Raw genomic sequence first — 14,242 nt, 5'->3', positions numbered from 1 at the left:
CCCGGCTCGCCGTAGGGGTTGGCCACGAACCGCTGCGCGGTCAGCCCCGGCCGGTTGAGGTAGCCGCGGGCCAGGCCCAGCCCGGTCACGTACAGCTCACCGGCCACGCCGATCGGCACCGGGCGCAGGTTCGCGTCCAGCACGTGCACCACGGTGTTCCAGATCGGCCGGCCGATCGGCGGCGCCGAGGTGCCCCCGGCCAGCGGCTCGCTCCAGGTGGTGACCACGGTGGACTCGGTCGGGCCGTAGGCGTTGATCATCCGCCGGCCGGCCGACCACCGGCCGACCAGATCCGCCGAGCACGCCTCGCCGCCGACGATCAGCGTGCGGAACGACTCCAGCGGCACCGCCGGCACGGTGGCCATGGCCACCGGCGGGATCAGCGCGTGCGTCACGCCGCGGCTGGTGATCACCTCGGCCAGCTGGTCGCCGAGCAGCGGCCCGGGCGGCGGCACCACGAGCGCGGCACCAGCCGGCAGCGACATGCACAGCTCCAGCACCGAGGCGTCGAAGCTGGGCGAGGAGAACTCCAGCACCCGGTCCCCCGGCCGCACCTGGAAGTGGTGGATCTCCGACGCGGAGAAGCTGGCCAGCCCGAAGTGCGTGACCACGACACCCTTCGGCCGCCCGGTCGAGCCGGACGTGTAGATCACGTAGGCCGGGTTGGTCAACCGCAGCGGGGACAACCGGTCCGCGTCGGTCAGGTCGCCGTCCGGGTACCGGGACACGTCCGGGATCGAGTCGACCACCAGCACGGGTTCGGCGTCGCGCACCATGAACGCGGTCCGGTCGGCCGGGTAGGCCGGGTCCAGCGGCAGGAACGCCCCGCCGGCCTTGGCCACCGCCAGTTCGGTCACGATGATCTCCACCGAGCGGGGCAGCGCGACCGCGACGATCCGCTCCGGGCCGACCCCGCGCTGCACCATCCAGCGGGCGAACCGGTTGGCCCAGGCGTTCAGCTCGGCATAGCTCAGCTCGCCGCCGTCGAAGAACACCGCGGGCGCCTCCGGCGTGCGGATCACCTGCGCCTGCACCAGATCCGCGAACGTCGCGGGCTCGACCGCGGGCCCGGTGCGGTTCCACACGGTGAGCATCCGGTGCAGCTCGGCGCCGGTCAGCACCGGCAGCCGGCCGACCGCGCGGTCCGGATCGGTGGCGATCCCGGCCAGCAGCAGCACCCCGAGATGCCCGGCCATGGCGCGCACGGTGGCCGCGTCGAACTGGTGCGGGTCGTAGGCCAACTCGAGATGCAGCTCGTCGTCGATGTGCGCGCGCAGACACAGCGGGAAGTTGCTGGTGTCCAGGCCGCCGATCTCCTCGACGCCCGGCAGGCCGTCGCCGCCCTCGTCGCCGATCGGATAGTTCTCGAACGCCACCAGGCTGTCGAACAGGTTCGTCCCGGCCGGCAGGTCACTCCAGGCCTGGAGTTGGGCCAGCGACAGGAAGTCGAACCGGCGCGACTCGGTCTGCTCGGCCTGCAGCCGGCGCAGCCACGGCACGACCGGCTCGGCGCCGTCCACCCGGACCCGGGTCGGCACGGTGTTGATGAACATGCCGACCATCGACTCGACCCCGGGCAGCTCGGCCGGCCGGCCGGACACGGTGGTGCCGAACACCACGTCGGACTCGCCGCTGTACCGGGAAAGCAGCAGCGCCCAGGCGCCCTGCACGACGGTGTTGACGGTGAGCCCGTTGTCCCTTGCCACCCGCAGCAGCTCGCCGGCCGGCAGGTCGAGCAGGACCACCTCGCTCGACTCGGCCCGGTGGGCGTCCACCGGCATCCGGTCGTAGGGCAGCGGGGTGGGGGTGTCGAACCCGGCGAGCGTGTCCCGCCAGTGCCGCTCGGCCGCCGCGGTGTCCTGTTCGGACAGCCAGCGCAGGTAGTCCCGGAACGGGCGACGGCTTTCCAGCCGTGGCTTGCGGTTGCGGGTGATCGCGGCGTACTGCTCGCACACCTCGTCGAAGACCTGGGCGGTGCTCCAGCCGTCCAGCAGGATGTGGTGCGAGGTCCAGAGCAGCTCGACGGTGTCGCCGGACACCGGTCCGATGGTGATCCGCATCAGCGGCGCGCCGGTCAGGTCGATGCCGGCTGCCCGGTCCTCGGCCACCAGCTCGGGCGTGATCTCCTGGTACGACAGCGGAAGCGTCACCGCGCGGTGCACCACCTGCACCGGCTCGTCCACGCCGCTCCACACCACGCCGCTGCGCAGGATGGGCGTGCGGTCGACCACGCGCTGCCAGGCCGTGCCGAGCGCGCGCGGATCGGTCACCCCGGTCAGCCGCAGGTGGGTCTGGTTGAAGTAGGCGCCGGACTCGGTGTCCACCAGACCGTGGAACAGCATTCCGGCCTGCAACGGGGTGAGCGGGTAGATGTCCTCGATCTCCGCGCCGGTGCCGGCCAGCAGGTCCACCTGGGACTGGTCGAGCCGGGCCAGCGGGAAGTCGGACGGGGTGCGCCCGCCGGACTCCGGCCGGGCGCAGTGCTCGATGATCTCGCGCAGCGCGGTCAGCACCTGTTCGGCCAGCCGGGCAACGGTTTCCTCGGCGTGCGCCTCGGTGGAGTACTCCCAGTCCATCCGCAGCTCGCCGTCCGCAACGGCGGCGCTGATGTCCAGCAGGTGCGGTCGGACCCGGTCCGGCGCGACGTCCTGCCCGATGCCCTCGAGCCGGTCGCGGAACAGCCCGTCCGCGCCGTCCGATCCGGTCTCCCACTGGCCGAAGTAGTTGAAGCACACCCGGGGCAGCGCGCCGGCCAACCCGGCTTCCGGCCGCAGGTAACGCAGTGCCTCGTAGCTCAGCCCGCGCTGCGGGACGGCCCGCAGTTGCTCCTTGACCGACTTGAGCACGGTGCCCCAGTCGCCGTCCGGGACGGCGAGGGCGACCGGGAACTGGCTGGTGAACCAGCCGACCGTACGGGACAGGTCGACCCCGTCGATGATCTCCTCGCGGCCGTGGCCCTCCAGGGTGATCAGCGCCCGGCCGTCCCGGTCGCCGAGCACCCGGCCGAGCGCCGCAAGCAGCACGTCGTTGATCTGTGTCCGGTACACCTCGGGCACGTCGCGCAGCAGCGCCTCGGTGTCCGCCCGGCTCATCCGGACCGCCACGCTGCGCGCCGAACCGATCGAGGTGCCGGTGGGCTCGTCCATGGCCACCGCGGACCAGTACGGCAGGTCCGGGTCCAGCCCGCCGGACCGGACGTGCTCGTCGAGCCGGTGCGCCCAGGCGGTGAACGGCGTGAGCACCGGCTCCAGGGTCTCGCCCCGGTAGGCCTGCTCCAGGTCCGCCAACACGATCCGCCAGGACACCGCGTCCATCACCAGGTGGTGCGCGGTGACGAACAGTCGCGGCCGGGGCCCGTCGAACAGCACCGCGCGCAGCACCGGACCGCGGGTGATGTCCAGACTGCGTTGCGCGGCAACGGCATGCGACTCGACGGCAGCCTCGGTGGACACGTCGGCGACGACCCGGAAGACCTCGGCGCCCTCCCGGTCGGCCGGCTCCTGCCGCCAGCCGTCCGGGTGCCGGGTGAACCGGGTGCGCAGCGCCGGGTGGTGGTCCACGACGGCGTGCACGGCCGCGCGCAGCCGCTCGACGTCCACATCCGCGTTGAGCTCGAGGAACGTGGACATCAGGAACTGGTCGTTGGGTCCCTCGTGCTCGAAGAACCAGTGCTGGATCGGGGTCAGCGGCGCGGGTCCGGTGACCGGTGCTTCGGCGCCGGTCTCCACCGGCGCGGCCGGGGCGAGGCCGACCGCCAGTTCGCCGACGGTCGGCCGCAGGAAGATGTCCTTGGCGGTCAGCCGAAGTCCGGCGGCCCGGGCCCGGGACACCACCTGCATGCTCATGATGGAATCCCCGCCAAGGGCGAAGAAGTTGTCCGTGGTGCCGACCTGGGACAGGCCGAGTACCTCGGCCCACACCCTGGCCAGCTCGCTCTCCGCGCCGGGGCGCGGGGCCACGAAGTCCTCCTGCTCGGGCAGTTCCGGGGCGGGCAGCGCGCGCCGGTCGGTCTTTCCGCTCGACGTCAGCGGAATCCGGTCCAGCTCGACGAACACGGACGGCACCAGATAGTCCGGCAGGATCTTGCGCAGCCACGGACCCAGATCCCCGGCCGTGGACACGACGTAGGCGACCAGTTGCTTGTGTCCCTGGCCGGTCTCCCTGGCCACCACCGCCGCCTCGGTCACCTCGGGGTGCCGGAGCAGCGCGGCCTCGACCTCGCCCGGCTCCACCCGGTGGCCGCGGATCTTGACCTGGTCGTCGGTGCGGCCGAAGTACTCCAGCCGCCCGTCGGCCAGCCAGCGGACCCGGTCGCCGGTGGCGTACATCCGCGTCCCGGGCGCGCCGAACGGGTTGGCCAGGAACCGTTCCGCGGTCAGCCCGGGCCGGTTGAGGTAACCGCGGGCCACCTGTGCGCCGGCCACGAACAGCTGGCCGGGCACGCCGACCGGGACCGGGCGCAGGTTCGCGTCCAGCACGTAGGCCTGGAGGTTGATCAGCGGCCGGCCGATCACCGCGCGGTCCCCGGTGATCCGGCAGGACACCGCGTCCACCGCGCATTCGGTGGGACCGTAGAAGTCGTAGCTGCGCGTGTGCTCCGCCGCGGCGAGTTGGCTCCACAGCGCGGAGGACAGCGCCTCGCCGCCGATCATCATGACCCGCGGGCGATGCCGCTCGTCGGTGAGCAGTCCGACCGGCAGCAGCTGCGCCAGGTAGGACGGCGACAGGTCCATGAAGTCGATCCGGTTGGCCACCACGTACTCGAGCAGGGTCTCCGGGTCCAGCCGGGTGGTGTCGTCGATCAGGTGCAGCTCGTGCCCGTCGGCCAGCAGCACCAGGCCCTCGAGCGAGGTGTCGAACGAGAACGCCGCGGTCAGCGCCGCGCGCAGGTGCTGCCCGGCGGCGAAGTCGTTGGCGTGGTTGACCAGCAGGTTGACCAGGTGCCGGTGCTCGACCAGCACACCCTTGGGGGTGCCGGTGGAACCCGAGGTGTAGATGACGTAGGCGGCGTTGTCCGGGCCGAGGTCGACGGTCGGGTTGTGCTCCGGGTAGCCGTCCAACCGCGGCAGGTGGTCGAGCACGAGCACCGGGTCGGCGTCGGCCAGCATCAGGTCGATCCGGTCGGTGGGCTGCGCCGGGTCGACCGGCAGGTAGACCGCTCCGGCCTTCCACACCGCGAGCATGGCCACGATCATGTTGGTGGACCGCGGAAGCATCAGAGCGACCAGCCGCTCCGGCCCGGCACCGTGTTCGATCAGGTGGTGCGCCAGCCGGTTGGCCCGGGCGTTCAGCTCGGCGAAGGTCAGCCGGTCCTCGCAGAACACCAGCGCGGTGGCCTCCGGCGTGCGCTCGACCTGTGCCTCGAAGTACCCCGGATAGGTCAGGTCCGGCACCGGGAACGCGGTGTCGTTCCAGTCAAGCAGCATCCGGTCGCGTTCCGCAGCGGTCATCATCGGCAGCTCGGCGATCGGCCCTCGGGCGCCGTGGGCGATCGCCTCGAGCAGCACCAGCAGGTGTCCGGTCAGCCCCTCGATGGTGCCGGCGTCATAGAGGTCGGTGTTGTACTCCATCGCGCCGCGCAGCACGTCGCCGGACTGCTCGAACTCGATGGTCAGGTCGTGGCTCGCGGTCACCACCGGCAGTTGCACCGCGTCGACCTCGATGCCGGCCAGGTCGGGGATCTCGCTCGGCGTGTTCTGCAGCAGCACGATCACGTCGAACAGCGGGTTGCGGCTGGTGTCCCGCTCCGGCTGCAGCGCGTCCACCACCCGTTCGAACGGAATGTCCTGGTGTGCGAAGGCATCCAGCACGGTGGTGCGCACCTGGGTCAGGAACTCGTCGAAGGTCAGCGCATCGTCCACATCGGAGCGAAGAACCAGGGTGTTGACGAAGAACCCGATCAGGCCTTCCAGCTCGGCCCGGTCCCGGCCGGAGGTGATCGTGCCGACCGCGACGTCGCGCTGCCCGCAGAACCTGGCGAGCAACACCTGGCAGGCGGCCACCAGGGTCATGAACAGCGTGCCGTCCCGGCCGCGGCCCAGCTCGATCAGCCGGGCGGTCACCTCGGCCGGCACGGCGAACTCGTGCATGGCGCCGGCGGCGGTGCGCACCGCCGGTCGCGGCCGGTCGGTCGGCAGGTCCAGCGGGGTCAGCCCGTCCAGCCGCCCCGACCAGTAGTCCAGCTGCTCGCCGAGCGGTTGTTCCCGTTGCCACACCGCGAAGTCGACGTAGCACACCGGCAGCTCGGGCAGGTCGGTGGCGCCCGCGTAGAGCGCGCCAAGGTCGTCGGTGAGCACGCTGGTGGACCAGCCGTCGGTGACGATGTGGTGCAGCGTGATCACCAGCACGTGCTCGTCCGGCCCGGACTCGATCAGCACCGTGCGCAGCAGCGGGCCGTGTCGCAGGTCGAACGGCGTGTTGGTCTCGGCAAGCAGGATCTTCTCGACATCGCCCTGCACCACCGGAAGGCGCACCTCGTAGGGCTCGTGCACGATCTGCACGCCGCGCCCGTCAACCTCGTCGAACGTGGTGCGCAGCGACTCGTGCCTGGCCACGAGCGCGGTCAGCGCCCGGTTGAGCGCGTCGACGTCCAACGGGCCACGCAGCCGCAGCGCGGTCGGCGTGATGTAGTCGGTGCCACCGGGCTCGAACTGGTCGAGGAACCACAGCCGCTGCTGGGCGAACGACTGCGGCGCGACCCGGTCGTGCGGGGCCCGGGGAATCGCCGTGGTGCGGGACTCCCCCGCCACCGCCTCGGCCAGGCCGGCCACGGTCGGATGCTGGAACAGCGCGCGCGGGGAGACCTGCACGCCGAACGCGGCCCGCAGCCGGGAGACCACCTTGATGCTGAGGATGGAATCCCCGCCAAGCACGAAGAAGTTGTCGTGCGCGCCGACCCGGTCCACGCCGAGTACGTCGGCCCAGACCCCGGCCACGGTCCGCTCGGTGGCGTCGCGCGGCTCGACGTAGTCCTCGCCGGTGAAGTCCGGCGCCGGCAGTGCCCGCCGGTCCAGCTTGCCGCTCGGCGTGACCGGCAGCCCGTCCATGGTCACGAACGCCGCCGGCACCAGGTAGTCCGGCAGCGTCCGGGACAGCGTCTCGCGCAGGTCCGGAGCCGGATCGCCGACCAGGTAGGCGACCAGCTGCCGGCGGCCCGGCTGATCCTCCCTGGCCACCACCGCGGCCTCCCGGATTCCGGGCTGGGTCAGCAGAATCGCCGCCACCTCGCCGGGCTCGATCCGGAACCCGCGGATCTTGACCTGCTCGTCGGTGCGGCCGAGGTAGTCGAGCAGTCCGTCGGCGGTCCAGCGCACCCGGTCTCCGGTGGCGTACATCCGGGTTCCGGGCTCCCCGAACGGGTCCGGCAGGAACCGTTGCGCGGTCAGGCCGGGACGGTCCAGGTAGCCGCGGGCCAGCTGGACACCGGCCAGGTACAGCTCGCCGGGCACGCCGACCGGAACCGGGCGCAGCTCACGGTCCAGGACATAGCCGCGGACATTGCCGCACAGCCGGCCGATCGCCGGCCGGACCGAGTCGTGCAGCTTGCACCACACCGCGTCGACCGTGACCTCGGTCGGACCGTAGTAGTTGTAACTGGTGATTCCGGGCGCCGCGCTGACCTCGCGCCACAGCGACTCGCCGGTCCCCTCGCCGCCGAGCAGCAGCACCCGGACGCCCGCGGTCAGCAGACCGAGCGGAACCAGTTGCTGCGCATAGGTGGGCGTCAGGTCGAGCACGTCGATGCCGTGCTCGGCCACGTAGTTCAGCAGCGCCGGCGGGTCCAGCCGCAGCTCCTCGTCGATGACGTGCAGCTCGTGCCCGGCGGCCAGGAACAGCGGGCCCTCCCAGGACGTGTCGAACGAGAACGTCGCGGTGAGCGCGAACCGCAGCCGGCCGGTGGCGGCGTGCGGCTCGATCAGGTGGGCGCGGTGCTCGTAGAACAGGTTGGCCAGCGCGCCGTGGCTGATCACGACGCCCTTCGGCCGCCCGGTCGAACCCGAGGTGTAGATCAGGTAGGCGACGTTGTCGTTCGCCACCGGCGCACCCGGGTCGGTGTCCGGATAGTCGGCCAGCTCCGGGATCTCGTCGAGCACGAGTACCGGGTCGGCGTCGGCGCGCATGAACGCGATCCGGTCGGCCGGCAGCGTCGGGTCGATCGGCAGGTAGCCGGCGCCGGCCTTGAGCACGGCCAGCAACGCCACGATCGACTCGGCCGAGCGGGGCAGGGCGACGGCAACCGTCCGCTCCGGGCCGGCTTCGTGCGCGATCAGGTGGTGCGCGAGCCGGTTCGCCATGGCGTTGCACTCGGCGAAGGTCAGCCGCGTGTCCCCGCAGACCAGCGCGGTGGTGGCCGGCGTGCGGGCGGCCTGGCGCTCGAACTCGGTGTGGAACAGCCGACCCGGGGTGGCGAGCTCGGTCCCGTTCCACTCGACCAGGACCCGGTGCGACTCCTCGTCCGTCATCAGCGGCAGCGCGCCGACCGGACCGTCCACACCGGACGCGATGGTACCGAGCAGCAGGATCAGCCGCTCGGCCATGATCTGCGCGGTGGGCGCGTCGAACAGCCGCGGGTCGTAGGCCAGTTCGAGGTGGATCCGGCTGTCCGCGTGCGCGGTCAGGGTGAGCGGCAGGTTGGTGGTGTCCACCGCGCGCACCTGGGCCACCCGGACGCCGGTGGCCGCGGCGTCGTCGAACGGGTAGTTCTCGAACACCACCACGCTGTCGAACAGCGGCGTGCCGGCCGGGACGTCGCTGCCGGTCTGGATCTCCGCCAGGGACACGAAGTCGTGCCGGCGGGACTCACTCTGCGCGGCCTGCAGCGCGCGCAGCCAGTCTCCGGTGGTCCGGTCCGGCTCGACGCGCACCCGGGTCGGCACCGTGTTGATGAACATGCCGACCATGGACTCGACCCCGGCCAGCTCCGGCGGCCGGCCGGAGACCGTGGTGCCGAACACCACGTCGGATTCGCCGCAGTACCGGGACAGCAGCAATCCCCAGGCACCCTGCACCACGGTGCTGATGGTCAGCCCGGTGCGCTGGGCGGCCTGGCGCAGCCGGGCCGAGTCCTCCGCCGGCAGCTCGGTGCGCACCGAGTGGTTCGACTCGGCGCGGTGCGCCTCGAGCGGTTGCCGGTCGTACGGCAGTGGGGTGGGCTCCTCGAAGCCGGCCAGCGTGCTCCGCCAGTACTCCGCGGCCGCCGCACCGTCCTGTTCGGACAGCCAGCGCAGGTAGTCACGGAACGGCCGGCGGCGCTCGGCCGGGCGCGGGCGGTCCTGAGTGATCGCCGCGTACTCCTCGCACACCTCGGTGAACACCTGCCCGGTGCTCCACCCGTCCAGCAGGATGTGGTGCGAGGTCCAGGTCAGTTCGACCCGGTCGGCACTGACCGTGCGGATGTTCATCCGCATCGGCGGCGCGCTGGACAGGTCGATCCACTGCCCGACGACCACGTCCTCGTAGCTCACCGGCAGCGTGGCGTTGCGGTGCACCACCTGAACCGGATCGTCGACGCCCTCCCAGACGATCCGGGTGCGCAGGATCGGGGTGCGCTCGACCACCCGGCGCCAGGCCTCGCCGAGCGCCCGCGGGTCGGACACCCCGTCCAGCACCAGGGTGAGCTGGTCGACGTAGGCACCGGTGCCGGCGTCGACCAAGCTGTGGAACAGCATCCCGGCCTGCAACGGGGTGAGCGGGTAGATGTCCTCGACGTCGGCGCCCGCGCCGGCCAGATCGTCCACTTGGGACTGGGTGAGTCGGGCCAGCGGGAAGTCGGACGGGGTGCGCCCGCCGGCTCCGGGCTGCCGGCAGTGCGCGACGATCTCGCGCAGCGCGGTCATGACCTCCTCGGCCAGCCGGCGCACGGTCGCCTCGTCGTGCACGTTGGCGGAGTACTGCCAGGTCAGCGCCAGCTCGCCGAACTCGACCAGGCCGGAGATGTCCAGCAGGCAGGTGCGCGGCTCGCCGGGCGCGAGGTCGGCACCGATCGGGTCGAGCCGCCGGCGTACCAGGCCGGTGGCCGAGTGGGTGCCGTCCCACTGCCCGTGGTAGTTGAAGCACACCTGGGGCAGCGGTCCGGAAAGCCCGCTGTCCGGGTTCAGGTAGCGCAGCGCCTCGTAGCTCAGCCCGCGACCCGGCACCGCGCGCAGCTGTTCCTTGACCGACTTGAGCACCGCGCCCCAGCCGTCCCTCGGCATGCGCAGCGCCACCGGGTACTGGCTGGTGAACCAGCCGATCGTGCGGGACAGGTCCACCCCGTCGATGATCTCCTCGCGGCCATGGCCCTCCATCGCCACGGTGACCTCGGGGCGGCCGGTCCACCGGGCCAGCACCGAGCCGAGCGCGCTCAGCAGCACGTCGTTGATCTGCGTGCGGTAGGCGTCCGGAACGGCGTGCAGCAGCGCGTCGGTGTCGGCCGGGTCCAGCCGCACGGTGACCGAGCGGGTGGAGTCCGCGGTGTTCGCGCCCTCGTGGTCCACCGGGATGTCGTCGACCGCCGGAAGTGCCTGCCAGTAGGCGAGATCCGCGTCCAGGTGACCGGCCGCGACGTGCCCGCCGAGCCGGTGCGCCCAGGTGGTGAACGGCGTGCCGACCGGGTCGAGGGTCTCGCCACGGTAGGCCTGCTCCAGGTCCTCGAGCAGGATCCGCCAGGACACGCCGTCGATCACCAGGTGGTGCGCGGTCAGGAACAGCCGAGGGGCCTCGCCGGGAAACAGGATCGCGCGCAGCATCGGGCCGTCGCCGATGTCCAGGCAGCGCTGCGCGGCCAGCGCGTGCCGTTCGTAGTCCACATCGGACGCGATGCGGAACACCCCGGCGGTCTCCCGTTCCGCCGGCTCCTGCCACCAGGTCCCGTCCCGCTCGGTGAACCGGGTGCGCAGCGCCGGATGGTGGTCCACCACCGCGTGCACGGCGCGGCGCAGCGCGTCGGCGTCCACGTCCGGGGCCAGTTCCACGAACAGCGACATGCTGAACTGGGGCAGCGCGCCGTGGGTGGCGAAGAACCAGTGCTGGATCGGGGTCAGCGGTGCCGGTCCGGCCGGCACCGGCTCCGTCGCGGTGGCCGGCGCGTCGGCCGTCGTGACCAGTAACGCCAGTTCGGCGATGGTCTGGTGGGTGAAGATGTCCCGGGAGCTGAGCCGCAGCCCGGCCTGCCGGGCCCGGGACACCACCTGCATGCTCAGGATCGAGTCGCCGCCGAGCGCGAAGAAGTTGTCCGTCGAGCCGATCCGCTCGGTGCCGAGGACCTCCGCCCAGATGGTGGCGAGCTCCGTCTCCGGGCCCGGGCGCGGCGCGACGTGGTCGGCGGCGACCTCGGCGGCGGGGACCGGCAGCCTGGACCGGTCCACCTTTCCGGCCGGGGTCAACGGAATCTCGGCCAGGTCGACGAACGCCGAGGGCACCAGGTAGTCCGGCAGGCTCTGCTTGAGCCAGGAACGGAGTTCGGCATGCGGAACGGTGTCGCCGGCCGAGTCGCCGACCAGATAGGCGACCAGCCGCGGGCGACCCTCGTCGGTGCGCGCGATCACGGTCGCCTCGGTGATTCCGGGATGCCGCAGCAGCACCGTCTCGATCTCGCCCGGCTCGATCCGGTAGCCGCGGATCTTGATCTGGTGGTCGGTGCGGCCCAGGTACTCCACCTGGCCGCCCGGCAGCCAGCGGGCCCGGTCGCCGGTGGCGTACATCCGCGATCCAGCCGAAGACCCGCTTGCGGGGTCGAGCGTCGATGTGCCGAACGGGTTGGCCACAAACCTTTGCGCGGTCAGGCCGGGCCGGTTGAGGTAACCGCGGGCCACCTGCACACCGGCCAGGTACAGCTCGCCGGGCACGCCGACCGGCACCGTGCGCAGGTTCGCGTCCAGCACGTAGGCCTGCAGGTTGTGCAGCGGCCGGCCGATCACCGGGCGCTCGCCGGTGACCCGGCAGGACACCGCGTCCACGGTGCACTCGGTGGGACCGTAGAAGTTGTACACGGTGGTGTCCGGCGCCGCGGCCAGCCGTCGCCACAGCGGCTCGGGCAGCGCCTCCCCGCCGAGCATCATCATCCGCGGACGGTGCCGGTCGTTGTCCACCAGCCCGGCGGACAGCAGCGCCGGCAGGTAGGACGGCGGCAGGTCCAGGAAGTCGATCCGGTTGGTGGCCACGTAGTCCACCAGCGCGTCCGGGTCCAGCCGGGTGGCCTCGTCGATCAGGTGCAGCTCGTGCCCGTCGGCCATCAGCACGATGCCCTCGAGCGAGGTGTCGAACGAGAACACCGCGGTCAGCGCCGCGCGCAGCCGGTGCCCGGCGGCAAATCCGTTGCGGTGGCTGCATAACAGGTTCACCAGGTTGCGGTGTTCGACCAGGACGCCCTTCGGCACCCCGGTCGAGCCGGAGGTGTAGATCACGTATGCGGCGCTCTCCGGAAGGATGCTGACCTCCGGTTCGGTGTCCGGCCGGTGGTCGGTGTTGGGCAGCGCGTCGAGCAGCAGCACCGGCGCGGCGTCGCGCAGGAGCAGGCCGACCCGGTCGGCCGGCAGGCCCGGGTCCAGCGGCAGGTAGGCCGCGCCTGCCTTCCACACCGCCATGATCGCGATGACCATGTCGGCGGTGCGCGGCAACATCAGCGCCACCAACCGGTCCGGGCCCGCACCGTTCTCGATCAGGTGGTGCGCCAACCGGTTCGCCCGGGTGTTCAGCTCGGCGAAGGTGTAGCGCTGATCCTGGAAGACCAGCGCGGTGGCATCCGGCCGGCCGGCGGCCCGCGCCGCGAACAGCTCGGGCACGCTGGTCGGGGCGACCTCCAACCCGGTGTCGTTCCACGTCTCGGTGACCAGGCGAAGCTCGTCCTCGGTGACCAGCGGCAGCCGGCTGATCGGCAGCGTGGGAGCGGCGGCGATGCCGTCCAGCAGCACCAGCAGGTGCTCGCCGAGCCGGGCGATGGTGGCCGGGTCGAACAGATCGGTGTCGTACTCCAGCGCGCAGTCGATCTCGTCGTCCCGCTCCCGGAACTCGACGGACAGATCGAATGTGGACTTGGCCCGGGAGATCGACACCTCCTCGGCCGCCAGTCCGGCGAACTCGGGCAGCTCACGCTGGGCGTTCTGCAGCAGCACCATCACGTCGAACAGCGGGTTGCGGCTGGCGTCCCGCTCCACGCCGGCCAGGTCGACCATGGCCTCGAACGGAACCTCGTCCCGGCTGAACGCGTCCAGCACGTCCGCCCGGGCGGCGCCGAGCAACTCGGTGAACGGCAGCTCGGTGTCCACAGTGGATCGAACGACCACGGTGTTGACGAAGAACCCGACCACCCGGTCCAGCTCGGCCCGGCCGCGACCGGTGGTCACCGTGCCGATCGCCACGTCCCGCTGCCCGCTGTACCGGGCGAACAGCACCTGGCAGGCCGCCATCAGGGTGGCGAACAGCGTGGACTCGGTGGCCCTTGCCAGCTCCCGGATGCGGGCGGTCAGCCCGGCCGGGACGATCAGATCGTGGGTGGCGCCGGTCGCGGTGCGCACCGGCGGACGCGGCCGGTCGGTGGGCAGCTCAAGCGGGGTGATCCCGGCGAGCTGGCGCCGCCAGTACTCGGTCTGCTCGGCGACGGCCGGGCTGGCCAGCCGGTCCCGTTGCCACACCGCGTAGTCCGCGTACTGCACGGCCGGGGCCGACGGCTCGCCCCCGGCGTAGAGCGCGGCCAGCTCGTCGGCCAACACGCCGAACGACCATCCGTCGATCACGATGTGGTGCGAGGCGAGCAGCAGCACGTGTTCGTCGGGGCGGACCCGGATCAGCAGCGCCCGGAACAGCGGGCCGGTGCGCAGGTCGAACGCCCGGGAGGTTTCCAGGCGCAGCAACCGGTCCAGCCCGCTGGCCGGGCAGTCGACCACCGGCACCGGCAGCTCCGCAGGCGGGTGCACGATCTGCACCGGCCGGCCGTCCCGCTCGTCGAACGTGGTGCGCAGCGCCTCGTGCCGGCGCGGCAATTCGCGCACCGCGCGCACCAGTGCGGCCTGGTCGAGCGGACCGGACAGGCGCACCGCGATACCGCTGTTGTAGTCGGTCTTCTCCTCGCCGCCGGACTCGAACTGGTTGAGGAACCACAGCCGCCGCTGCGCCGAGGACATCGGCAGCGGGCCGGTGCGCGGCGCGACCGGGATGGTCTCGACCGCCTCCACCGGCTCCGCCCGGCCGGCCAGCCGCTCGGTCAGCTTGGCCCGCAGGTGCTCCGGCAGCGCGGAAATACGGCTCTGCTTCGAGGACATCTGTT

The 14,242-nt window shown here is 72.0% G+C and carries 1 protein-coding gene; it reads right to left on the bottom strand.

Translation table 11 applies throughout. The features are described 5' to 3' along the window. The coding region (locus tag VFV67_RS09055; RefSeq protein WP_414636210.1) for an amino acid adenylation domain-containing protein at window positions 1–14,150 on the bottom strand (14,150 nt) is incomplete at its 3' end. Window positions 14,151–14,242: the final 92 nt, after the last annotated feature.

Origin of the sequence: Actinophytocola sp., assembly GCF_035762905.1 — a bacterium.
Lineage (GTDB): Bacteria > Actinomycetota > Actinomycetes > Mycobacteriales > Pseudonocardiaceae > DASYTH01.
This window is presented reverse-complemented; position numbering and strand designations above follow the sequence as displayed.